17 protein-coding genes are annotated in these 25067 nt (G+C 60.1%); 3 read left to right on the top strand and 14 right to left on the bottom strand.

Annotated features, from left to right (window positions below; all coding sequences use genetic code 11):
• Window positions 1-43: 43 nt before the first annotated feature.
• Window positions 44-919: an NAD(P)-dependent oxidoreductase gene (locus C6Y56_RS03550; protein WP_169428751.1), complete on the bottom strand. Its 876-nt coding sequence runs from the start codon at window positions 917-919 to the stop codon at window positions 44-46.
• A 155-nt stretch (window positions 920-1074) separates the two neighbouring features.
• On the opposite strand from C6Y56_RS03550, the gene C6Y56_RS03545 reads away from it, so the two are divergent.
• Window positions 1075-2211, top strand: a complete 1137-nt coding sequence (locus C6Y56_RS03545; protein WP_169428750.1) for an LLM class flavin-dependent oxidoreductase — start codon at window positions 1075-1077, stop codon at window positions 2209-2211.
• A gap of 98 nt (window positions 2212-2309) precedes the next feature.
• Here the strand turns inward: C6Y56_RS03545 and rfbA are convergent, their stop codons facing one another.
• Genes rfbA through C6Y56_RS03520 form a run of 5 tightly spaced genes read right to left on the bottom strand, consistent with a single transcriptional unit; the run spans window position 2310 to window position 8777 of the window.
• Window positions 2310-3233, bottom strand: coding sequence for a glucose-1-phosphate thymidylyltransferase RfbA (rfbA, locus tag C6Y56_RS03540; protein ID WP_169428749.1), 924 nt, complete (start codon window positions 3231-3233; stop codon window positions 2310-2312).
• A gap of 42 nt (window positions 3234-3275) precedes the next feature.
• Window positions 3276-4358 (bottom strand): dTDP-glucose 4,6-dehydratase, encoded by a 1083-nt coding sequence (gene rfbB / locus C6Y56_RS03535; RefSeq protein ID WP_169428748.1) that lies wholly within the window; start codon window positions 4356-4358, stop codon window positions 3276-3278.
• A gap of 54 nt (window positions 4359-4412) precedes the next feature.
• Window positions 4413-6590 (bottom strand): prenyltransferase/squalene oxidase repeat-containing protein, encoded by a 2178-nt coding sequence (locus C6Y56_RS03530; protein WP_169428747.1) that lies wholly within the window; start codon window positions 6588-6590, stop codon window positions 4413-4415.
• Between the two features lie 22 nt (window positions 6591-6612).
• Complete coding sequence (locus C6Y56_RS03525) at window positions 6613-7863, bottom strand: hypothetical protein (RefSeq protein ID WP_169428746.1); 1251 nt, start codon at window positions 7861-7863, stop codon at window positions 6613-6615.
• Entirely contained in the window at window positions 7860-8777 is a 918-nt protein-coding gene (locus tag C6Y56_RS03520; RefSeq protein WP_249314368.1) for an acyltransferase, read from the bottom strand. Before C6Y56_RS03520 ends, C6Y56_RS03525 begins: the two co-directional genes overlap by 4 nt.
• Before the next feature lie 624 nt (window positions 8778-9401).
• Here C6Y56_RS03520 and C6Y56_RS03515 point away from each other — a divergent pair.
• Window positions 9402-9746 (top strand): cupin domain-containing protein, encoded by a 345-nt coding sequence (locus C6Y56_RS03515; RefSeq protein WP_007953863.1) that lies wholly within the window; start codon window positions 9402-9404, stop codon window positions 9744-9746.
• Window positions 9747-9840: 94 nt separating this feature from the next.
• Here the strand turns inward: C6Y56_RS03515 and mmsB are convergent, their stop codons facing one another.
• Together mmsB and C6Y56_RS03505 are read right to left on the bottom strand one after the other, a co-directional pair.
• A complete protein-coding gene (gene mmsB, locus C6Y56_RS03510) occupies window positions 9841-10728 on the bottom strand; it encodes a 3-hydroxyisobutyrate dehydrogenase (RefSeq protein ID WP_169428744.1) in 888 nt (295 codons plus the stop codon).
• A gap of 9 nt (window positions 10729-10737) precedes the next feature.
• Complete coding sequence (locus tag C6Y56_RS03505; protein ID WP_169428743.1) at window positions 10738-12264, bottom strand: CoA-acylating methylmalonate-semialdehyde dehydrogenase; 1527 nt, start codon at window positions 12262-12264, stop codon at window positions 10738-10740.
• 148 nt (window positions 12265-12412) lie between these two features.
• Between C6Y56_RS03505 and C6Y56_RS03500 the strand changes: the two genes are divergently transcribed.
• Window positions 12413-13360, top strand: coding sequence for a LysR family transcriptional regulator (locus tag C6Y56_RS03500; protein ID WP_169428742.1), 948 nt, complete (start codon window positions 12413-12415; stop codon window positions 13358-13360).
• Here the strand turns inward: C6Y56_RS03500 and C6Y56_RS03495 are convergent.
• The 6 genes from C6Y56_RS03495 to recC form a co-directional block, all read right to left on the bottom strand.
• Window positions 13357-13857, bottom strand: a complete 501-nt coding sequence (locus tag C6Y56_RS03495) for an OmpA family protein (RefSeq protein ID WP_432760317.1) — start codon at window positions 13855-13857, stop codon at window positions 13357-13359. The two genes, C6Y56_RS03500 and C6Y56_RS03495, sit on opposite strands and share 4 nt — an antisense overlap.
• Entirely contained in the window at window positions 13857-15125 is a 1269-nt protein-coding gene (locus tag C6Y56_RS03490; RefSeq protein WP_169428740.1) for a diguanylate cyclase domain-containing protein, read from the bottom strand. Before C6Y56_RS03490 ends, C6Y56_RS03495 begins: the two co-directional genes overlap by 1 nt.
• The gene (locus C6Y56_RS03485) at window positions 15122-15697 is read right to left on the bottom strand and encodes a YfiR family protein (RefSeq protein WP_169428739.1); all 576 of its coding nucleotides are present in this window, start codon (window positions 15695-15697) and stop codon (window positions 15122-15124) included. The genes C6Y56_RS03490 and C6Y56_RS03485 overlap by 4 nt, the downstream gene beginning before the upstream one ends.
• 118 nt (window positions 15698-15815) lie before the next feature.
• Window positions 15816-17924, bottom strand: a complete 2109-nt coding sequence (gene recD, locus C6Y56_RS03480) for an exodeoxyribonuclease V subunit alpha (RefSeq protein ID WP_169428738.1) — start codon at window positions 17922-17924, stop codon at window positions 15816-15818.
• Entirely contained in the window at window positions 17921-21610 is a 3690-nt protein-coding gene (recB, locus tag C6Y56_RS03475) for an exodeoxyribonuclease V subunit beta (protein WP_169428737.1), read from the bottom strand. The genes recD and recB overlap by 4 nt, the downstream gene beginning before the upstream one ends.
• Window positions 21607-25059 carry an exodeoxyribonuclease V subunit gamma gene (recC, locus tag C6Y56_RS03470; protein WP_169428736.1) on the bottom strand — a complete coding sequence of 1151 codons (3453 nt, stop codon included), beginning with the start codon at window positions 25057-25059 and terminating at the stop codon, window positions 21607-21609. Before recC ends, recB begins: the two co-directional genes overlap by 4 nt.
• Between the last annotated feature and the right edge of the window lie 8 nt (window positions 25060-25067).

Below are 25067 nucleotides of genomic sequence, written 5' to 3'. Positions count from 1 at the left end.
CCACGTAACTTGCGAACAAGTTACGTTACTTGAATCTTTTTGATTACTTCACGCCGGCGCGCCGGTCACTGACTTTCGACAGTGACGCCCAGTCCTGATCGGCCTGACCATGAGCCATGCCGTCCAGCAGGTTGTCCTTCAACACACTGGCAAACGGCAGCGGCACCTGCGCCGCTTCACCGGCCTCCAGCGCCAGGCGTACATCCTTGAGACCCAGCGACAATTTGAAGCCGGCCGGCTCAAATATGTCATCGGCCATCTGCTTGCCGTAACCCTGATACACCGGCACCGGAAACAGCGTCGAAGTGATCATGTCGATGAACGACGCACGACTCACGCCGTAACCGCCGGCCAGGGTCGAGGCTTCAGCCATGGACTCGATCGCCGAGGCGATCATCAGATTGGCCGACAGCTTGGCGGCGCAGGCCACTTCAGCCGTGTCGCCGAGCGTCCAGGTCTTGCGCCCCAACACATCGAACAGCGGTTGTACCCGAGCCAGTGCATCGGCAGGCCCGGAGGCGAGAATGTTCAGATTGCCGGCAGCCGCCACATCGACCCGCCCCAGCACCGGTGCCGACACGTAATCGACGCCGCGTGCTTCATGCACGGCCGCCAGTTCCCTGGCCAGCGCCACGGACACCGTGGACATGTTGATGTGAACGCTGCCGGCCTGCAGACCGTCCAGCGCCTTGGCGTCGAAGAACACCGAACGGATCGCCGTGTCATCGCCGAGCATCGAGATCAGCACCTCGGCCTGCGCCGCCAGCGCCGGTGTCTCGACGGCTTCGGCGCCGGCCTTGGCCAGTGCTTGCAGCGGTGCTGTCGAACGATTCCACACGCGGACCCGATGTCCGGCTTTCAGCAGGTTCAGCACCATCGGTGCGCCCATCGTGCCCAGACCGATAAATCCCAGTTGCATGTCGCGTTCCTCTCTCGATGAGGTGTTCAAAGCCGTTTGGACGATGATGCAGAATTGCGATTGTACGTGTACAGGCGTACATTTCAAGTGCCGCGATGATTCATTCTTCACGGCAAGGGTTTCAAACGCACCTTTACCCAAGGCAAGGAGGCTTTATGCAATTCGGGATCTACACCGTTGGCGACGTCACGCAAGACCCTACCAACGCCCGTACCCCCAGTGAATCCGAGCGCATCCAGGCCACCCTGCAAATTGCGCAGAAGGCCGAAGACATCGGACTGGACGTGTTCGCCACCGGCGAGCACCACAATCCCCCGTTCATCACCTCCTCTCCCACCACCCTGCTGGCCTACATCGCAGCGAAGACTCAACGCATCATTCTTTCGACGTCCACCACCCTGATCAGCACCAACGATCCGGTGCGGCTGGCCGAAGAATATTCACTGCTGCAAAACCTCTGCGGCGGACGCATGGACCTGATGCTCGGCCGTGGCAACACCGCGCCGGTCTATCCCTGGTTCGGCAAGAGCATCGCCGACGCCCTGCCGCTGGCGATGGAAAACTATCGCCTGCTGCACCGGCTCTGGCGCGAGGAAGACATCAACTGGAGCGGACGCTTTCGTACACCGCTGAACCACTTCACCTCGATCCCGCGACCGCTGGACGACCTGCCGCCCTTCGTCTGGCACGGCTCGATCCGTACCCCGGAAATCGCCGAGCAGGCGGCTTATTACGGCGACGGTTTTTTCGCCAGCCACATCCTCTGGCCACGGGAGCATTTCATGGCGCTGGTGGAGTTCTACCGCACGCGTTTTGCCCATTACGGCCATGGTACGCCGGAGCAGGCGATCGTCGGCCTTGGCGGGCACATCTTCATGCGCCGCAACTCCCAGGATGCGCGCCGGGAGTTCCGCCCTTACTTCGATAACGCCCCGGTATATGGCCACGGCCCGTCCCTGGAAGAGTTCATGGAGATGACCCCGCTGGCGGTCGGCAGCCCTCAGGAAATCATCGACAAGACCCTGACCTTCCGCGAGCACTTCGGCGACTATCAGCGCCAGTTGTTCCTGTTCGACCACGGCGGTATTCCGCTCAAGACCGTACTGGAACAACTCGACATGTTCGGCAAGGAAGTCTTGCCGGTGCTGCGTGAAGAAACCCGCAAACGCCGCTCGCCGCTGGCGGCCGAAGCGCCGACTCACGCCAATCGCCTGGCCCGGTTGCAAACCCTCTCGGCCGAACCGAGCGCCACGGTCAAAGCTGCCCAACTCGACAGCGTGACCGGCCACTGACCCTGTGGGAGCGAGCCTGCTCGCGATTGCGGACATACATTCAACACCTTCAGTGAATGTTAAGCCCTCATCGCGAGCAGGCTCGCTCCCACATTTAGTCAGGCAACGTCCTTCAGCGGGCGCTGCGTATCCATCGCAACCACCACATCATCGTTGATCAGCCGCGCCAGATACTGACCATAACCGGTCTTGCTCATGCTGCCCGCGTGCACCAGCAACTGCGCATCGTCGATCCAGCCCTTGTTGTAGGCGATCTCTTCGAGGCAGGCGATTTTCAGGCCCTGGCGTTTCTCGATGGCCTGCACGAAGTTGCCGGCTTCCATCAAGGCATCGTGGGTGCCGGTGTCCAGCCAGGCCATACCACGGCCCATCACCGATACATTCAACTTGCCGCGTTGCAGGTAGACGTTGTTGACGTCGGTAATCTCCAGCTCGCCGCGCGGCGACGGCTTGATGTCGGCGGCAATCTGCAGCACTTCGTTGTCGTAGAAATACAGGCCGGTGACGGCGTAGTTCGACTTCGGATCACTCGGTTTTTCACAGATGCTCAGAGCCTTGCCGGCGGCATCGAACTCCACCACACCAAAGCGCTCGGGATCGGCCACGTAGTAACCGAACACCGTGGCCCCCTCGTCACGAGACGCGGCCTGCACCAGGGTTTCACCGAAACCGGCGCCGTAGAAAATGTTGTCGCCGAGCACCAGACACACATTGTCTTCACCGACAAATTCGCGACCTATGATGAACGCCTGGGCGAGGCCGTCCGGGCTTGGCTGCACCGCGTAGCTCAAGCTCAGGCCCAACTGGCTGCCGTCGCCGAGCATGCGCTGGAAACCCGGCAGATCTTCCGGGGTGGAGATGATCAGGATCTCGCGGATTTCCGCCAGCATCAGCACCGACAGCGGGTAGTAGATCATCGGTTTGTCATACACCGGCAGCGACTGTTTCGAGACGCCCAGGGTGATCGGGTGCAGACGCGAACCGGCGCCGCCTGCCAGCAGAATTCCTTTGTACTTGGCCATGCTTTTTTCCTTTCAAGCAGTGAGATTTGAATGACTGAATGTTCAGGCCACGAGGGCTTCGTCGCGTTGCTCGCCGAGGCGCTCCAGCGCGTAGGCGCCGGACATCACCCGCAACCACCAGGCGCGGTTGTCGAGGTACCAGTCGACGGTTTTCTTCATGCCGCTTTCGAAGGTTTCCTCTGGCGTCCACCCCAGCGTCGCGTGGATTTTTCCGGCATCGACGGCGTAGCGTTTGTCGTGGCCCGGACGATCCTTGACGAAGGTGATCAGGTCGCGGAAGTGCGCGACACCTGCCGGCTTTTCTGCACCGCGTGCTTCGAGCAGATCGCACAGGGTGTGCACCACTTCCAGGTTGGTCTTCTCGTTGTGGCCGCCGATGTTGTAGGTCTGCCCGACCTCACCGCGCGTGACCACCGCATACAGTGCGCGGGCGTGATCCTCGACGAACAGCCAGTCGCGGATCTGCGCGCCGTCGCCGTACACCGGCAACGGCTTGCCTTGCAGCGCATTGAGAATGACGTGGGGAATCAGCTTTTCCGGGAAGTGATAAGGCCCGTAATTGTTCGAGCAATTGCTCATCACCACCGGCAGGCCGAAGGTGCGATGCCAGGCGCGAACCAGATGATCGGAGCCGGCCTTGGTCGCCGAATACGGCGAACTTGGCGCATACGGCGTGCGCTCGGTGAACGCCGGATCTTCGGGTTCCAGATCGCCGTACACTTCGTCGGTGGAAATGTGATGGAAACGGAACGCCGACTGACGCGCCGCGTCCAGCCGGTTCCAGTAACCGCGCGCCGCTTCGAGCATCGTGTAGGTGCCGACGATGTTGGTTTCGATAAAGGCTTGCGGGCCATCGATCGAACGGTCCACGTGGGACTCGGCGGCCAGGTGCATCACCGCATCCGGTTGCAGGCGTGTGAACAGTTCGTCCAGCGCCGGCTTGTCGCAGATGTCGACCTGACAGAACCGGTAACGCGGCGAGTCGGACACTTCGGCCAGCGACTCGAGATTGCCGGCGTAGGTCAGTTTGTCGACGTTGATCACTTCGCATTCGGTCTCTTCGATCAGAAACCGCACCACGGCCGAGCCAATGAAGCCCGCGCCCCCTGTCACTAAAATTTTCATCAGCGCCTCCCCTGGCAAAATGATGATTGAACGTCCTTCGATGCTGTGTGCGGGTCAGTTCAACAACGCGACCCAGTATTGCGACAGCCCCTGTTCGAGAATCAGCAGCGTCTGAATGCAGACGAAGCTTTCGTCGGTAGTCGCCGAGGTCGCATTGAGCGGGCCGAAACCACCGTCCTGCTTCTGATGGGCAGCGATCCAGTCTTTCGACTCCTGCAGATACGTCGGCTGCGCGTCGAGCAGATACATCGCCGCGATGGCCATGTAAGTGCCCACCAGGCTGACCGCTTTGCCCGGCCGGTAGTGGAACGAGCCGTTGGCCAGTTGCAGCTTTTGCAGCCACGCGACGGTCTGCTCGGCATCGACGATGCGTCGGTTGAGAATGAACAGCGTCGACACCACGCGGTACACCGAGAAGGCATCCGGCGGATAGCCGGGCTTGTTGGCGAAACCACCGTCGGCCGAGCGGCAGCGCAAGGCGAACGCCATCACGCCCTGCTCGTCCGGCGCCTTGGCTTCAAGGGCATGCAGCGACAGCACCGCCAGGTTGGTGTGCCAAATGTCCGAGCCGAAACCCGGCACATCACCGAAACCGCCGTCGGGGTTCTGGCACGCTTGCAGGTAACGCACACAAGCGCCGATATCGTTCGGCAACGCGCCCAGCACCCGCAGCGACAACACCGCGCAGTAGGTGGCGAACACATCGCTCAAGTGCCCGGGCTGCTCGGCAAATCCACCGTCGGTGTTTTGCGAAGCCCTGATGCAGTCGATCAGGCTGGCCTTGTTTTCGATTTGCAACCCCAGGGCATGCAAGTCCGAAATCACGTGCAATCCGGAAAACACCTGCCAGGTCTTGTCGGCACGGAAGCCCAGCGGCGTGGTTTCGGCGGTCAGTCCGTAAGGCGTCTGATTCGACGCCCGGGCCTTGGCCAGCCAGGCGAGATAACGCTGCAGATCGACATTGATGGTCGGCACGCCATTCGGGTGAATGCGCTGGACGTCGCCACCGCCATCGATCACTTGCAACTCACGGCTGACCAACGCCGCGTCGTCATGATGAGCAACGGCAGCGGCCGGTTCGATGGACTGCAAGGCGTGGGCCGCGGCGAGCTGGGTTTTCAGGCTTTTCAGGTGCAGCGGCAGGTACGTCAGGTTGCCGATGCTGAAAATCCCCGGCTGACGCGGCGGCGCCCAGAACTGTCGAATGAACGGCACGGTCGGGTCATCCGGCGTCGACCAGAAGTAGCCCTTGCCCATGAACAACCCACCATTGCGGGCGTCATGAAACTCCAGCAAAGCGGCAGTCACCGAAGCGCGGTCAGCGTCGCTCGCACCGGACGGCAAGGCCTGAATCGCCTGCAACAGCAACGCCACGTCGTAGGCCGTCTTGATCGGGAATGGCGACTCGTGATGCTTGTACGAAGTGTGCCAGTCGCAACGTACTTTGCCGTTGATCCCGACCCGGTCCCAGTACCCGCCATAGGCCGGATCGCGGAACAGCGCCAGGGTTTGCAGCAGGAATGAACGAGCCAGGTTCGACAGCGCATTGTCGTCCCGCACATCGGCCAGACGCGCCAGCACCAGGCTGACCTGAGCGCGCACGGCGCAACGGGTCAGCGCCACATCGACACAGGATGCGCTGTCGCTGCCAGCCACACGGCCGATCAGATTTTCTGCGTGAATCTGCAAGTGCCCGACCAGCCCCAGACCCAACGGCTCGTTACCGATGCGTGCCAGCAACGCCGTGGCGCTGATATCGAGCTCGATCGAGGTCGCCAGCTCCAGCGGCGTCGACCAGTCGCTGCTGTACAGGCCGGCGACCGTGGAACGGGCGTAGAGCGCTTCGACCTTTTCCAGCAGCCCGTGGATCGCGGCATTGTTCGCCGCGTCCTGCGGCACTCGACGCTGATAGGCAATCAATGCCGCCAGCGCGTCCAGTTGCAGCGCCAGCGTGCGGCAGCGCCCGGAGCCGTGTGGCGTCCAGTAGCGGTCGGCCAGTTCGTGGAAACCGCCATTCGACGCATCATGCAAACGCATCAGCCCGTCATGGGCAAAACGCAGGTCGACATCGTCGCCGTGCTCGGCCTGGTAGAGCGTCGCGGCAACCTGATCCTGCAACTGCTTGTCACTGGAAATCGCAACCTCGCCACTGGTATCGGTCACAGCAAAAAAACCGCCGTACTCAATGTCCTTGAGGCCTTTATCAAATACAAACTGCGGATGCAGCGGCATGGTGAATCCCTCTTCCTTGAGGTTAAGCAGCTTTGCTTTCGGTCAGCGATACAACACGGCCGTGGCACAAATCGATGATGCGCGTCGCGGCGCGAGCGGCACCCTCGCCGTCCGGTGCGGCCACTTGCTGATGAGGTGCGTAGTAAGTCGATGACCGGGTATCTTTCTGCAGTTCGCCCTGAATCAGCTCGACGATTCGGTCACGGTCGTATCCGATATGCGTCGGGAAACCCAGCAATTCCAGACGTCGCAAAGCTTCCAGTTCGTGGTATTCAGACTTCGACGACAACAGGAACAGAGTCGGAATATTCATTGCCGCAATTTCGGTCACGGTGATCCAGCCCGGCGCCGAAATCAGCAGGCTGGCTTCGCGCAGCAGGCCCATCCAGTCCGGGTAGTACGGCACACAAACCACACCGTCCTGCTCCTCGATATCCTTGCGGCCCAGCAGCACCATTTTCAGATCCGGATTGCGTTCGCGCAGGATCTTGAAACTGTCCAGATACGCGGCAAGCAATGCGTCCTTGTTCTCCGCAAACATGGTCGTGCCGCTGATGGAGGCGACAATGAACGGCGCGTCACCCAGGTTGAGTTGCTCACGCACGTTCAATCCGCTCTGCACCGTGATGTCCCGGATCATCGGACCGACAAAATGTGCCTTGCCACTGGCCAGCGCTTCGGCGACCGGTGTGCCTTGGTCAAGAGCGGCAATGAACGGTTTGTCGGTCAGCACCAGCTGTGCCTGACTGATCATCCAGCTGAACTGACTGTGCAGCGCCGTCCGTGCCCGGGACATCTCCAGAGCATTCACCTCGAAGCCGCCTTCAGCCAGGTCGTGATCCTGCAGTTGGCAAAGCGTGAAGTCATAGCGTTCGGTCACGAACACCAACGGTGTGCCTGTGAAGATCGCTGCCAGGCAGGCAGCCATGTTGTAGTCCGACACCAGCACACTCGGCTTGTGTTCGGCGATCAACGCCAGGTAAGACAGGATCCGCTCACCGGACAGGAAGGTAGTCGCAATATAACTGCCGATGTAAGTAGCCCAATCAAGCTGTTTCGACAAGTTGCTCTTTTTCGAATAGTCGACCAGTCGTCCGGCAATATCCACGACTTCGATGCCAGACTTTTCGAATAAAGGAGTAAACGTCGGCTGTAAAGAAGCCAGTGCAACCGTCAGAGGCATATCCGGGCGTTGCTTCTTGATCGCCTGAGCGATGGACAGCACGCGCATGTTATGGCCGGAACCGGTCGGATTAGGGGCAAATAAAATCATTCTTGAATCTCCATTAGTTGAACAACGCCATGAACCACAGTGTTTTCCAATACATCCCTTATCACCACCGAATACGGTTTTATAACTGCACCGTCACCAATATTCAGTGGACCTACCAAGATGGCGCCCTCGCCAATAACGCAACGACTTCCAATGCGCACAGGTGCCTCCTCCCAAGGCAGTGAGCGGAACGAATGATCATGAGTAGAAGCGACAATCGTGACGCCTTCGGCCAGCTCGCTGAAGGCGCCGATGGTCACACCGCCAGCGGCTTCGATGACCACACCGGCAGCCAGTCGCACGCCTGTCCCCAGTGCAATGCCGCCCAGTTGCGACATCCCCCCCTGGCGGGAGCTGCGCCCGATCAGAATGCAGTCACGGGCGATTTCCACCGAAGCACCACCGCTCAACTCGGCATCAATCAAGGTTTCGTCGCTGATGTCCCAGGTCGAGGTGTCGGGGTTCATTGCCTTGAGTCGCGGCACCGATTGCGTGGACCGATCGAGCATCGACGGCAAGCCCCGGCAAGCACGGTCACGGACTTTGGCCAGCACGGGCGCCGGGCTCGGCAGGCCGTCCTCGACCACCGTGCGCCGGGCAATGACCCGCGCCGGGCGACCGACCACAATGGCATCGGCGGGTACATCCGCAGTCACCAGTGCCCCAGCGGCCACCACCGCTCCCGCGCCGATGGAAACGCCAGCCACTACAGTGGCCTTGGCGCCCAGCCAGACGTTCTCGGCAATGCGTACCGGTGATTGCGCCGTTCCCAGGCAGCTTGCGCCCGTGGCCAGCATGCTGGAGGCGCCAAGGGAGGCGAATTGCAGATCACACTTGAACCCGATGAAACAATCATCGGCGACCTGAACGTTCTGCAGGCGACTGCCGGCACGAATCCAGACATGCCGGCCCAACTTACTCTCGTTATTCACCGTCGTCGAAACTTCAACTACATTTATGTCGTCCACAATAAAGCCTCATTCCATTGATGCCGGGCACATAAGAATCCGAAAGGCGTGCGTATCCCGCAGATATAATTCCGCCGATGCACAAATAATAATCAACTGTTTATTTATGGCTTCCATTCAAAGCACGCACAACATTGCGTCTGCGCAACTTATTAACTGACTGGTTCACTCAATTGCCGTTATTCATTAACAACAGGTAGAGGTTCACGCTTGAGCCAAAGGCCAAGTCAGTTTCATGTGAAAAAAAGCCGATTCAAGTCTGTCCGTGACTCTTGTGTAGCTCCATCAGGGTGAGATTGTCCTTTAGTACGAATGTTATAGTACAGACGATTTTGTTTTGCAATAGGTGTCCGAATGGTTATCTCGTTTTAGTCTAAAAATTGATTGAACTTTTACGGTACGCGATTGTATTAAAACCGTCATATTTGCACAGCATTGGTGAAGATCCCCGGTTTTACGGGGCTCTTCCCGTTCAGCGCTAACAGGCATATGGAGGTCGAACCCAGACATTCCGACGGTGTTCACCCACGTTACGGTGGCGACTCAAACTGCCTTTGGCCTGGAGCCGTCATGCCTGCACCTATCACCGTTCTGCGCGACACACACCCGCTGCCAGTACTCGACGCCTGCAAATGGGAGAAGCTCGAGGGCGATCCCCACACCGTCAACCTCAACGCCTACACCAGCGAAGACGGCAGCAAGATCATGGGCACCTGGATCTGCACGCCGGGCAAATGGCGAGTGGATTACGTGAAGTGGGAGTACTGCCATTTCCAGGAAGGCTACTGCGTGATCACCCCGGACGGCATGGAGCCGATTCACCTGCGCGCCGGCGACATCTTCGTCGTCGAACCGGGCATGAAGGGCACCTGGGAAGTGGTCGAGACCGTGCGTAAATATTTCGTGTTCGCCTGATACAAAAAAGCCGGGAAACCACCCGATGTGATTTCCCGGCAACACCTACTGCATCTGAATTGCAGACCTGCGACGAGCGCAGGTCTGACGACGATTACTGCGGTTTACGATAGCTGTTGATGATCGCCGAGAAATCCTTGCCACCTTCCCCACGCTGACTCATCGCCTGATACAACTGCTGCGCCACCGCGCCCAGCACCACCGGCTGATGGGCCTGACGCGCCGCTTCGGTAGCCAGCCCCAGATCCTTGAGCATCAGCTCCGCGCCAAAGCCACCTGTGTAACCACGCGAGGCCGGCGCGGTTTCGACGATGCCCGGCCACGGGTTGTACATTTCCGAGCTCCAGCAACGCCCGGTCGAGCTGTTGATGATCCCGGCAAGCACCGTGGTGTCGATGCCCAGCGCATCGCCCAGCGCCATCGCCTCGCTGACGCCGACCATGGAAATGGCGAGCAACAGGTTGTTGCAGATTTTGGCGATCTGGCCGGTGCCGACCTCACCGCAATGCACGATGTTGCGGCCCATCTGCGCCAGCACCGGTTGCAGGGTGGCGAACAGTTCCGGGGTGGCGCCGACCATGAAGGTCAGCGTCCCGGCCGTGGCGCCGCCGGTGCCGCCGGATACCGGTGCATCAGCCATCGCCACGCCTTGCTTGGCGGCCGCCGCCGCCACATCGCGCGCCGTCTGCGGATCGATGGTGCTGCAATCCACGGCCGGCACGCCTTTGCCGATCCCGGCCAGCACGCCGTCCTCACCGAGCCAGACGCTGCGCACATGCACGGCGGCAGGCAGCATGGTGATCACCAATTCAGCATCTGCAGCAGCTTCGCGAGCCGAGGCACGGATGGTGCCGCCCAGTTGCTCGAGTTCCGCCAGCACGGTTTTGTTCAGGTCCACCAGGTTCAGCGAATGCCCGGCCTTGATCAGGTTGCGCGCCATCGGTGCGCCCATGTTGCCCAGACCGATAAATGCGATTTTCATGGCCATTCCTCAGCGCAGGTTGATGGTGGTGTTCACGCCGTCATTGACGCTGTCGTCATCGAACCAGCGCGCCGTGACCGTTTTGGTCTGGGTGTAGAACTGCACCACTTGCTTGCCGTACGGGCCGAGGTCGCCGAGTTTCGAACCCCGCGAACCGGTGAAGCTGAAGAACGGCACCGGCACCGGAATCGGAATGTTGATGCCGACCTGGCCGACGTCGATTTCAGTCTGGAACTTACGCGCCGCCGCACCGCTCTGGGTGAACAGGCCCGTGCCGTTGCCGAACGGGTTGGCGTTGACCAGCGCGATGGCCTGGTCGAGGGTGTCGACTTCCAGCACCACCAGCACCGGGCCGAAGATTTCCTGGGTGTAGATCTGCATGTCGGTGGTCACCCCGGAGAACAGGGTCGGGCCGACGAAGTTGCCGTTCTCGTAACCCGGCACGCTGATGTCGCGACCGTCCAGCTCGAGTTTCGCGCCTTCCTTGATGCCGCTTTCGATCAGATCGAGAATCCGCGCCTTGGCCTTTTTCGAAATGACCGGGCCGACATCAGTGCCTGGCTCGCTGCCGGCGTTGACCTTGAGTTTCTGCGCCAGCGCTTTCAGATCCGGCAACCACTGCTTGGCCGCACCCACCAGCACCACCACCGAAGTGGCCATGCAACGCTGACCGGCCGCACCGAAACCGGCGCCGACCAAGGCATTGAGCGCTTGCTCGCGATTGGCATCCGGCAGCACTACGGCGTGGTTCTTTGCACCCATCATCGATTGCACGCGCTTGCCGTGTTTACCGGCCAGGTCATAAACGTGAGTGCCGACGGCGGTCGAACCGACGAACGAAACCGCCTTGATGTCCTTGTGGGTGCACAGGCCATCGACCACGTCCTTGCCACCATGGACGACGTTGAGCACACCGGCCGGAATGCCGGCTTCGATCGCCAGCTCCACCAGCAGCATGGTCGACAGCGGATCCTGTTCGGACGGTTTGAGCACGAAGGTGTTGCCGCAGGCGATGGCCATCGGGAACATCCACAACGGAATCATTGCCGGGAAGTTGAACGGCGTGATGCCGGCGCAAACGCCGATCGGCTGGCGCAAGGTGTAGGTATCGACACCGCCGGCGACGTTCTCGGCGAACTCGCCCATTTGCAGACTGCCGATGGAGCAGGCGTGTTCGACCACTTCCAGGCCACGGAAAATATCGCCCTCGGCATCGGCAATGGTCTTGCCCTGCTCGGCGCTCAGCACCACGGCAATACGCTTGGAATGCTCGCGGATCAATGCCTGCAGCTTGAGCATGATGCGCATGCGCGCGCCGATCGGGGTCAGCTTCCAGGTCTGGAAGGCGCGCTGGGCGGCGCTGACGGCAGCGTCGACTTCAGCGGCGGTGGCGAACGGGACTTTGGCCAGTACCTGTTGGGTCGCCGGGTTGACGATGTCGTGCCACTCGGAGGTCTGCGACTCGACCCACTCGCCGTCGATCAGCAGCTTGACCTTCTGGACCGTGGTTTCGTTGGGCGTAAGCGATGCGTTCATGCTGGTCTCCAGAAATTGTTTTTATCTTGGGAGCCAAGGCGAAGGTTCGCCTTGAGATGAGGCGTGTGTCACGAATTGGTTGTCGGGCTGTTTTTGGAGTATAGATGTGCAAACTTCTAATAAGAACGCACATATAAGCCCGTCCATCATGCAAAAAAACATCACGTCTCTAGGTTCGCTGAACTGGGACGACCTCAAGTTTTTCCTCGAAGTCGCCCGTACCCGCAAGGCCAGCACAGCGGCCAAACGCCTGGCGGTGGACTACACCACCGTGTCGCGGCGGATCAGTTCGCTGGAAGCGGCGCTCGGCACCTTGCTGTTCGAAAAGTCGCGCACCAGCGGTTTCGTGCTGACTGCCGAAGGCCAGCGTCTGCTGAGCTATGCCGAATCGATCGAAAGCACACTGCACATGGCCTGCGAGCAGGTGTCCGGCTCTGGCGTCGCGCTGTCCGGGCATGTGCGGATGGGCTGCACCGAAGGTTTCGGCAGCTTCTTCATCACCCCGCAGTTAAGCCACTTCGTCGACGCCTACCCGGCAATCTCGGTGGACATCCTGCCGCTGCCACACTTCATCAGCCTGTCCAAACGCGAGGCGGACATCGTCATCGCCCTCGAACGCCCGGAGCACGGGCCGTATGTGTGCTGCAAACTCTGCGACTACCGCTTGCAGCTCTACGCGACCCAGGAATATCTGGACAAACACCCGCCGATCCGCCGCCCCGCCGACCTGGGCAAGCATCAATTCATCAGTTACGTGGATGACCTGGCGTTCAGCTCGGAGCTGCTCTATCTGGCAAACGTGCTGCCCGGCGCCAGCGCCAATTTGCGCAGCACCAGCGTGATCGCGCAATTCGTGGCGGCGCAGCAGGGGCGCTCACTGGCGATTCTGCCGTGCTTCCTCGCGGCCCAGGACCCGCGCCTGTTGCCGGTATTGCCGGAGGAAATCGACATTACCCGGCAGTTCTGGATGTACTGCCGGGAGGATTTGCGCAAGCTCAAGCGGATCACCCTGTTGTGGGATTACATCCGCGAAGTGACCGAGCGCAATCAGTCGCTGTTGATGGGGCAAACGCGGGAGATGCAGTTTGCCGACTAGTCGGCGCTGACCACGATCGACACCCGGCGGTTTTCGGTGCGGCCGGCGGCGGTGTCGTTGGAGGCCACCGGTTCGCGGCTGCCAAGGCCTTGCAGCTGGATGTTCTCTTCCTTCATGCCGACCGACGTCAGCACTTTGCCGACACTTTTTGCCCGGCGCAAAGACAGCTGCTGGTTGTAGGATTCCTTGCCCGAGGCATCGGTGTGGCCATCCACCCGTACCCGTTCGATGCCGACACCCAGCAACGCTTTGCCGATACGCTCGACGATTTCGGTACTTTGCTTGTTCAGGCTTTCGACATCGCTGCCAAACAACACTTTGCCCGACAGGCCGAACTCCCAGCCGTCATCGGTCAGCTCAAAGCCTTGCTGCTTGAGCACAGCAATCTGCGCCGGTGTCAGGCCTTTTTGCGGAGCGGTCTGGCATCCGGTCAGGGCCAGCATGGCCGTCAGCAATAGAGTGGAAAACAGTCGAACGGCAATCGAGAACACGGGCATCAGCTCCTGGTTTGAACGGAATCGACCGGGTGCTCCGACCCGGAGGTGAATTGGGCGCCACGGGACAGGCGCTTGGCTTGATACATCGCGGCGTCGGCCGCATCGAGCAAGGTGCCGGGCGTGGCGCCATGATCGGGGTAAACCGCAATACCGATACTGAGCGAGGTCACCACAAGGGTGTCGCCCGGTACCGCAATGGGGGTGTCCATGCTGGCGAGAATCTTGTCGGCAATGCGCTCTGCATCTTCGGTCTTGTGCAACGGTGTCAGCAGAACGGCAAATTCATCACCGCCCAGACGCGCTACCAAATCCTCTTCACGCAACTGCGCCCGCACCCGGTTCGCTACCGCTACCAAGACCGCATCGCCGGCCGCGTGGCCAAAATTGTCATTGATTTCCTTGAAACGATCACTGTCCAGAAACAGCACCGCTACGCGCTCGTTGAGTTTGCTGGCGCTGCGCAATGCACGAATCAGGCGGCCCTCGAAAAACGCCCGGTTGGGCAGTCCCGTGAGGCTGTCGTGTGTCGCTTGGTGGGCAAGGGTTTCGTTCTCGTTTTGCAGGTGGGTCTGCCACGATTCCAGCTCATCGAGCAGAGCATTGAAGTCGTTGCCGAGGTTGTCGAGTTCGGCGATTTTCGCCGGTGGTACGCGCCGGTCCAGCGCACGTTCGCTGCGGGCGGCGTGGGCCACTGCGGCGAGGCTGTGCAATGGCCCAGTAATTCCGTGCAACTGGCGACGCGCCAGAAAGAGCGCGACCCAGGCGCTGATCGCGGTGCAGAGTACGATCCCCGCCAGTCCGCTCAACAAAAAGCGCATCAGGCTGCCACCGTGGCCGGTCAGCAAAATCCGGCCGATCTCATGATCCTGATGCAGGATCGGCAGACTGATCGGCTTTTCCAGGATTGCCCCCGTCACTTGCATTTCCAACGCGGAAAACAGGCCGTTCTCCGGACGCTGCCAGTGCGCCAGCACTTGACCCTGACTGTCCAGCACCTGAGCGTCTGCCACCTCTTCGGTCGAGGCGATCAGCGCCAGCGCTTCCGTCGCGGCGGCCTTGTCGTTGAATACCACCGCGGCTTCCACGGTGTAATTGATCGAGCGGGCGATGAGGTGCAGGTTGTGATCGGCATAGACCCGCAGCGCCAGGACGCCGAGCAGGGTCAACGACACACTGGCCATCGCCACCGCCACCAGCGCGACAATCAAATGCCCGCGACCGATGACCGAGCCCAGGGTCGGACGTCCAGTGGAAGGGTCACGTCTCATGGGGCCGCCGGCTTGCGGCGCGACAACTGCAGCACGCTTGGATGAATACGAACACCACTACGGGCGACGGAATCGAGATTGACTTCGAAAGACACCTGCTCGTCGCCAACCCGCAGGCAGAACAGGCTGCCGACCGTGCACTGATCGCCGCCCTCGCTGATGCTCAGTACAGGATGGCCAATCAGCGACGCGAACAATCGGCTGCGTTCATCGGCGGTAAGTTTGCCGATATAGACGGCGTCGCATTCACTGACGACCGAGGGGTTGTCTGCCAGCAGACGACGCACGGTGACAGGCCGTCCTGTCGCCTGTGTCGTGCCTTTCACCAGATCATCCGTGTATTCGGTGGGACCGACGATGCACAGACGCAACTGTGCAGGTTCGACCGGCCAGCGCGCATAACTGAGAATGCCCAGCACCACTTGAGTGACCGACCTGGCCCTTTGCTCAGCCATACCCACTGGCGTTTCCGGCTGGGCAGCCGCTACACCCGTGAGCAAACAGAGCAGAACGGCAAGCAACGCTCGCTTGCTGCCAACTACGCGCTCTGTCGCCCAGACAGCCAGCTTCATGCAGGGATTCTCTTGGATCGTTACGAAATGATGCCGCAACGATAGCACAGCGTTGGAACGCCAGCGATACAGCCCCTCTGACCGGTCGGTCAGATAACGCCGGCAATCATTGGCAGCTTCACCCTCGGAGCGTCGCCCCCTCCTCCAGTTCCAGCATCAGACCGCTCAAGCGCTTGACCTTGCGCTGCACCGCTTCCTCGAATACCCCGGCTCGCGGTTCGATCAAGGTGAACCAGTGTTTGGCTCGGGTAATGCCGGTGTAGATCAGCTCTTTGGTCATTACCGGATTCAGGGCGTCGGGAAGGATCAACGCGGTATGAGCAAACTCCGAGCCTTGCGACTTGTGCACCGTCATGGCGTACACGGTTTCCACATCATTGAGCCGGCTCGGCAACACGAACCGCACCCCACCGCGCCCATCGTTACGCGGGAACGCCACCCGCAGCACCTGTTCACCGGCGTTCGGCCCCTCTCGTTCAGGCAGTTTGAGAGCAATGCCGATGTCACCGTTCATCAGCCCCAGGCCATAGTCATTGCGGGTCATCAGGACCGGACGACCTTCATACCATTGCTGGTCACGGTCAATCAGCCGCGCCTTGATCAGCGCGTCGGTGATGCGCTGGTTCAGCCCCTCGACGCCCCACGGCCCTTTACGCACCGCGCACAGTAGCTGGAAGGTATCGAACGCCTGCAAGACCTCACGCGCCCAATCGAGCCAACCGGGATGCTCAAGGGGAGCTCCGGCAGGCGGGCGCTGATTGCGCAGAACGCTCAAGTAATGCCGATAACCACAAGGGCCCTCGCCATGCCCTTCCAGAACAAGACGCTCCAGTGCGTGGTCCTGCTCACCTTTGAGCGCCAGTGAATACACATCGTCATGGCTTCGTGCAGCCAACAGTTGGCGGGCCTCATCCGGCAATTGCTGATTCACCCGTCGCGCAAGCTGACCGATGCCACTGCCCTCGCCGAAACGCCGCGAGTGACGCAACATCACCACTTGCTGCGCCAATGGGTGCGTACCGTCGCTGTCCTCGTGCAAACCGGCGTCCTGCAAGGATTCCCCGCTCACGGACTCCAGCCACTGACGTGTCTGCGGACTGTACCAACCCGCCTCGGCATCGCGGCACAAATCCCCCAGCACCGCACCGGCCTCGACAGAGGCCAGTTGATCCTTGTCGCCCAACAACACCAGGCGAGCATGTGACGGCAACGCATCAAGCAGGTTGGCCATCATTTCCAGGTCGATCATGGATGCTTCGTCGACCACCAACACATCCAGCGGCAAGCGGTTGCCCGCATGATGACGAAAGTGCCGGGTACCGGGACGACTGCCCAGCAAGCGGTGCACGGTCGTTACCTCGGAAGGGATTTTTTCCCGAACGGCCTCGGCGACTTTCAGCGATTGCACTTGCTGGCTGATGGACTCGGTCAACCGCGCAGCCGCTTTACCCGTGGGCGCGGCCAGACGAATACGCAAAGGCTGGCCGGCTTCGACGGCGGGAGCCTGAAGCAAGGCCAGCAAACGCACCACGGTGGTGGTCTTGCCGGTGCCCGGCCCGCCCGTGACGATGCTGAAAGCACCTCGAGTCGCCAGTGCGCAGGCGAGTTTCTGCCAGTCGATCACCCCGGTTTTCATTGCCGCCCCGAACAACTCGTCAAGACGCTGCGACAGGTCGCTCGGCGTCGATTCATGCTCCGCGAGGCGCTGACGCAGTGCCGTGTCGATGCGTCGCTCATAGGCCCAGTATCGCCGCAGGTACAGGCGTTTGCCGGACAGCACCAGGGGACATTGCCGTGCAGACTCACTCTCGTCGGCAGCCAGCGCCACCAGCGAACTGCCGGCCAGCACCTTGCACCAGTGCGCCCCTTCCAGGGTTTCAAGCAATTGCGATGGCAGCAACAACACACCCGATTGCACGTCCCCCTCCGGCGGCAGGGACAGGGCGAAGTCCGGAGCCTTGAGGGTTTCAAACAGATCCAGGCACACATGACCATGACCGAGCTGGTGACTGGTCAAAGCGGCGGCAAGCAGAACCAGCGGATCGGCGTCTGGCACCAACTCATGAAGAAACGTCACGAATGCCTTGTCCAGAGCCCGCAGCCATCCTCGTTCTACCCAGTGGGTCAGCAACTGCAGCAAGTCCTCGGCTCGCAACAGGGGCGTCAGTTGGGCAAGACTGTCTGCATCCAGCGCAATCGGCGACAAATGCGCAAAGGTGCGGCTCATAGCAACTCTCCCTGTTCCCATACCGGCTCGGATTTCGGTTCCGGTTTGCCCTGGAACATCCGGTCCAGACGCTCGATCAGCTCCCGCGGCGGTCGCACGAAATACACACCACCGCTGTCGGCACGTGTGCCCCGCAGGAACAGATACAGCGCACCGCCAACATGCCGGTCGTAATCGTAATCGGCGAGGCGGGCCTTGAGCTGACGATGCAGAGCCAGCAGATACAACACATATTGCAGATCGTAGCGATTTTCCAGAATCGACTGTTCCATGGCCTGTTCGGTGTAGGCGGCGTCATCGACGCCCAGCCAGTTGGATTTGTAGTCCGCCACGTAATAACGACCGTCATGTTCGAAGGTCAGGTCGATGAAGCCTTTGAACATGCCGTTGAGTTGCACCGCTTCGGCGGCGACCCGGGCAACACCGCCGTGGGTGAACTTGCGAACCTGTTCGTCGAGTCTGACGACATCGACCTTGTGGCTGGCGAACCAGAACTCCATCTCGACCCGATACCGTTTCAATTGCTCCAATACGACCGGTGGTCGGCCGGTACCTGCGGGCATCGGCGACTTGAGCAGATGCTGCAGCCAGTCACTGAGGGTCGTGATCCAGCCTTCCCAGCCGCGACGATTGCAGCGTCGGCCGATCGCGTCTTCCAGTGCCTCGCGTGAAACCGCGAAACCTTCATCACCGGCCCATTCGAGCAGTCCGTGGAGAAATGTTCCCGGATTCGGTCCACGAGGGAAGCGGTGAATATCAGCGCCTCCCGGGATGATCTCCCGGGGGGCGTCGGGTTCAAGGCGCTCGTCGTCGAACAGTTTCTGCGCTTGCGGACTGTCCGGCGCGTCCTCACTGCCCATACTCAACACATCACTGATCCGCAAAGCACTGTAGGAGGCGATCCACCAGTTTTCGCTGGCCTTGCGTTTGGGTACCAACGTGGCACTGAGGGTTGCTTCGTTGCGCGGTGGCCGGTAGTGGTCACTGGTCGCCAGTGGCATTTCAACGATGCTCAGCGCAGGACAGTGCTGTTGCAGATCATCGAGCCAACGAATCAAACCGCTGGACTCACTCAGTGACGCACCACCACCCAGCAAATAGCCAAGTGCTGAAAGATGCAGGACCGAACTGCTGTTATTACCGCGCTTGAGGTCCGTCACGCCAAGCCAGCATGCATGTTGTGCCCTGGTCAGCGCGACATAGAGCAAACGCAGATCCTCCGCCAGACGCTCATTGTCGGCCAGGGCAATCAGCTCGGCATCAGGCTTGAGACTGACCCGAGCGTTGCCGGATGCATCGTGGTAATGCAACGGCAGCCGACTGCCATCCACGGGTTTGGCCGAGCAGATGAAGGGCAAAAACACCAGCGGATACTCAAGTCCCTTGGACTTGTGAATGGTCACGACCTTGACCAGTTGCTCGTCGCTTTCAAGGCGCAGGATCTGCTCCTCACCGGCTTGACCAGACAACGCCAGGTGCTCGGACAAATGCCGGATCAGCGCCTGCTCTCCATCCAGTTCCGAGGCCGCTTGTTGCAGCAGCTCCGACAAGTGCAGCAAGTTGGTCAGCACCCGATCACCGTCACTGCGTGCAATCAAGGTTCGAGGCAAATGGAAGTCATGCAGAAAGCGCCGCAACATCGGCAGCACACCTTGTTTGCGCCAGATCTCGCGATAGGCTCGGAACTGCATGACGCGTGCCTCCCAGACCAGTTCGTCCTGATTCAGGCGCTCCAGCTCTGTCAACGGCAGATTCAACGTGGTGCAGGCCAGGGCTGCTTTCAACGAGCGCTCGACATCCGGTTCGGCACAGGCCTTGAGCCAGGCCAACAGGTCATGGGCCTCTTGAGCCGCGAAGACAGAATCCTTGTCCGACAGGTAAACACTGCGCACCCCTCGGGCTGCAAGCTCACCGCGTATCGCTTGAGCCTCTTTGCCGTCGCGCACAAGAATTGCGATGTCCGCCGGTTGCAGCCCGCGAAAATCCCCGCCGTCCTGCGCGAAACCAGCGCTGCCCGTTTGTCCGCCATTGAGCAGGGCAGTGATTTCACTGGCGCAGGCCGCCGCCAACTGCTGGCGATAGACCGCACCGGAGACTGGTTGCTCGGTAGATAAACGCCAGACATTCAGCGCCGGCACGTCTTGCCCGCAAATCAGTAAATGTTCCTTGCGCCCCTGAGAATCCACCGGCTGAAACGGCACCGGGTTATCACCGTTTGGCTCTCGAAACAGGAACGCGCCGCGTCCCTGTTCACGGGACTCCGCACGCTCGAACACCTGATTTACCGCCTTGACCATCCCGTGACTGGAGCGAAAGTTCGTGCCCAACGTATGTAGCCGCCCGGCGGTTGCTATTCGCGCACGCAGGTAGGTGTAGATGTCCGCACCACGGAAGGCATAGATCGCCTGCTTCGGGTCCCCGATCAGAAACAGACCGGTCTCGGGTTGGTTTTCCTCGATGCGATAAATGCTCTCGAAGATCCGGTACTGCACCGGATCCGTGTCCTGGAACTCGTCGATCATGGCGACCGGAAACTGCTCGCGGATAAGCGTGGCGAGTCGCTCGCCGCCTTCGGATTGCAAGGCTGCGTCGAGTCGCAGCAGCATGTCGTCGAAACCCATTTCGGCACGTCGACGCTTTTCTTCCTCAAAGCGCTCGCCCACCCATTTGGCGGCGTGCTGCAGCACCGCGGCATCGGGGGTTGGCAGCCCGTCGAGGCTCGACTTGAGTACCTGCATGGCGTCCAGCCCCGGATGGCTCGGTGGCTCGCCTTTCCAGGCTTCGGCCATGCCCTCAGGCGTCAGCCGGGTAAATCCGGTTCCGATATCCAGTTGTTCCTCAGACTCGTCTCCGGCCCAGGTCTTGAGCTTTTCGAACCAAGACTCGAAGTACCGGGCCTGAATCTTGCGCCCGTCGACTGTCTTGCTGGCGACGCCCTGATGACAAATGGCAAGCAGCTCATCCGCCCACTGCTGCCACGGCTTTTTCAATTCAACCAATGCAGCCCGGCGCTCTTGCAGGCACTCTTCGATCAATTCAGCCGGAGATCTGCCTTGCGCTCCATTACGTTCAGTACCGAAGAGAGCACGTACACGAGGCAACAGAGCGGCCGGCCCTCCCCAGTGACTGCGGACCCAATTCAGGGCATCCCCCTGCATCGGATAACAGAACAGGCGCCAGTAATCGCGGAGCACTTCGCCCAGCAGATCGCTGTGATCGGTTTCGAGGGTCTGGGTAAACAGGCTGCCGCTGTCGAATGCGTGTTCGCGAAGCATGCGCTGACACCAACTGTGGATCGTCGAGACGGCAGCCTCGTCCATCCATTGCGCGGCGATATCCAGTCGGTTGGCGCAAACGGGCCATTGCTGAGGGTCGAACTGCGCGCGCAGCTCGTCGATCAACGTATCAGGGGGCGGCGTCTCGTCACGGAAGAAGCGTGCGGCCTCGGCCAGGCGTGTGCGAATGCGCTCGCGTAACTCCTTGGTCGCCGCATCGGTGAAGGTCACCACAAGAATCTGCGGTGGCAGCAGCTCGCGACCGAAGCCACTCGCATCACCTCCGTGACCAAGGATCAAGCGCAGATACAACGCAGAGATCGTGAACGTCTTGCCAGTACCTGCGCTGGCCTCGATCAGTTGACTGCCCTTCAACGGAAACGACAGGGCAAGTGGCTGCCTTGCACTCATGAACGTACCCCCGCGCTGGCCAAGGATTGCCAAGGGGCTTCGATCACTGGGCGGTATAAAGCGTTGCACCAATCGGGGAAGGTCTCCTCGGCCAACAACGCATCGAAATCCGGGAACTGTCGCGCCAGGGCGGGGCTTTCGCGTCGCTCACCTTCGCTGGTCTGACCATCCCCCTCGTAGGCTTTGCGGGCAGCGGCTTCAGCCTTCAGCGAGTCATTCTGACCCAGCCATGCAAAAGCGGTTTTCACCACAACCGGGAGCGGTTGACGCATTCCTGACTGCCAGGCGAGCAGCAGATCTTCGAGTATTCTCCAGGCCCGATCCTGTTCCATTGGTTCAAGTAAAAGGGTGTCGTCACTGGCGACCAGCGCAGTCGTCAAAGCAAGCCCACTTGCACAAGCGACCAGATGACTGACCCATGGTTTGGTCAGACGGTGCCATTTGCGGTTTTTGATCGAACCGATGCTGTTGGGGATCGTCGTCACCGACAACACCCCGCCATCGGCGCGTTGGTGCAGACCTCCAAGCCACCCTTCCAGCCGTAATCCCTGCCATTGAAGATTGATCGGGGTGGCACCGGTCAACGGAGTTGGCCAAAGCGTCAGCAGTTGATGATAGCGGTGCAGCAAGTCAGGAAGCGGTTCGATCAACTCTCGCTGCAGGCACTCACCGAAACCCGCCATGGGCAGCAGCCCGCTGTTTTGCAGGCGCCGCGCTTGAGCTTCAAGCGCCTGATCGACATTCTCCGGTTGTCTCAAGGCTGCTTCCAGAAGGCTGTCGCTCAGTGAGTATCGTTGCAATGCGTCCAGCACAAAGGGTTCTTCATCCGCCTGAGGTGCCTGCGCCGCTTCGAAGTAAACCTTCAGTCGCTGGGTAAAAAAGTGTCGAACCGGGTTACGCAGAAAGTCCTGCAGCAATGCGAGACTCAGGGGCTCTTCCTGAACATGGGGTCCAAGCTTACTTGCCACCTCAGTAGGTTCATGATGCTGGTGCAGCACCTGCCATTCGCTGGCATAACTGAACAGCTCGTTGCCTTCATGAAAGTAGCGTGAGCTGAATGGCTGGAGTGGATGCTCCTGAGTCAGGACTTCCAGAATATTGGCCTTTTCATCCGTTGTTCGCCAACCACTGGCGAGATGATCACGCAACTGACCGATAAGTACCGAGGGTGGTCGTTCACTGTTGTCACGGATACTGCGCCCGACCCAACTGATGTAAAGCTGATGGCGAGCAGACAGCAGCGCTTCCAGCAACAGATAGCGATCATCCTCACGACGGGAGCGATCTCCCGGCCGGTAATCACTGCCCATGAGGTCGAAGTCCAGCGGTGGTTGTGCCCGGGGATAATCGCCATCGTTCATGCCCAGAAGACAAACCAGCTTGAATGGAATCGCCCGCATCGGCATCAGGGTACAGAAGTTCACTGCACCGGCCAGGAATCGCTGGGACAAACGCCCCTGATCCAGCCCTGCCAGCCATGCCTCGCGAACAACGGTCAGCGGTAACTCGTCTTCAAGTCCGACGGACTCGCAGGTCTCCAGCCATGTCTCGCGCAGCTCCTCGAGCTGAGTCAGCAAGTAGTCGTCATGCTCATTGCTGGCCTTGAAAAACAACTGCATCAGTACCTGTAACCGACTCCCCCACTCTTGAGGTTTCGCAGGCTTCAGTAATTGCTGGTGCGAATACTCCAAGGCATCCAGCAAGGCGACCAGAGGACCGATCAACGCAGCATCGAGACCGCCAATTTCATCGTAGGGCTCGATGCCCGCGCAGGCACTGGAATCGCCAACTGCATATCCGAGGAGCATCCGTCTCAGGCCAAAACGCCAGCTGTTTTGCTCCAGTTCATTTGGCAATCCCAGTCCGGCACGTTGGTCAGCGTCCATCCCCCAACGCACACCGGCGCCTTCGATCCAGCGATGCAGAGTCGGCAAATCCCTCTCCTCCACACCGAACCGTGCGCGTAACGCCGGAACATCGAGCAAGTCGAGGATTTCGCTGACGGGAAAACGACTGTCTGGCAGTTTGAGCAGGTGCTCGACAGCGATCAGTAATGGATCCCGACCCCGTTGCCCCTGGTCTGCCAGCGTGAAAGGAATGAACCGAGGATCCTGACGGTCCAGTTGTCCGAACACCGCACGGACATGCGGTGCATAACTATCGATGTCAGGCACCATCACGATCACGTCGCGAGGGCGTAATTGCGGATTGGCGCTGAAGCGGGCCAGAAGCTGGTCGTGGAGAATCTCTACTTCGCGCTGCGCACTATGGGCTATGTGGAATCGAATCGATTGGTCCTGCTTCAAATCGACCTCAGGCCAGAGCTCACGGGTCTCGCTGAGTGGACGCAGCTCCAGAATGTCATCCTGCAACTGGTTGAGCATGTTTTGTGGAAGAGTGTCACTGAACAGGTCGATACGGCCGTTGCGAAATGCCGCCCGATAGCTGCCGGGGTCGTCATAGCTGTCCAGCAGATTAATGTAGTCACGGCCTTGCTTGCCCCAGGCGGCAAGCAGCGGATGGGCGTGTTGATGCAGTGACTCTGGATCCAGCACCACGGGCATGCCGTTCTTGCGAGCCTGACGCTTGTATTGATGACGCAACAGATCCTTGTCGGCAACGATATCGGCCCAATGATAACGGCAAGGGTTGTGCACGCAGAGCAGAACCTGGCTGAAACGGGCCAGCCCTGCCAATGCTTCCAATACTTGCGCGGGCAGCGAAGAAATTCCGAAAACGATTACCCGAGACGGCAAGCCTGTCGGTGCATGTTCAAGATTGTTGATGCGCTCGATGAATCGCTGGTGCACGCCTGCCCGACTTTGAGCCATGCCCTGCTCACCGACATCTTCAAGCAATGCACGCCATAGCTCTGCCTGCCAGCAACTGGTGCTGGGAAGTGCTTTCACTTCCCCCCTGACATTTCGTAGCTGATGGCGCCCCTCGGCCCAATCCTCAAGCCAGTCGGCACGGTATACCTGATATTGATCGAACAGATCCGCCAATCGCTCGGACAACTGGTAGCGCTTGCGCAAGTCGGTGTCATGGGTCAGGAATCGTTGCAGTGGTTCGAAATACGGCAGGTTGATGAGCTGCGGCAGCAAGCGCATCAGTCGCCAGGTCAGAGGGGCCTTGTCGAGCAAGGACTTGGCCGGAATCTCATCTCGCCCCAGCACCATGCGGTAAAGCTGCCACATGAAGCTGCCCGGCAATTGCACATCAATTGCGGCGGCAATGCCGCAGCCGCCAAGGTCATCCTCTTCAGGATCCTCGGCTAACGCGAGCTTGAGCCATTGGGCTATGCCGTTGCTCTGCACGAGCGCAATTTCGTTCTCCAAGGGAGCCAACGGATAACGCCGCATTATGCCGATCACAAGGCTGCGCAGTTCGTCCAGGCTGTTGCTCTGAACCACCATGAATGCAGCATTGAGGGACTGTGTGTCCGGCATAAGGCTTC

The organism is Pseudomonas fluorescens, assembly GCF_012974785.1.
GTDB lineage: Bacteria > Pseudomonadota > Gammaproteobacteria > Pseudomonadales > Pseudomonadaceae > Aquipseudomonas > Aquipseudomonas fluorescens_BT.
Note: the sequence above shows the minus strand (reverse complement) of the source record. Positions and strands in the feature narration are given on the sequence as shown.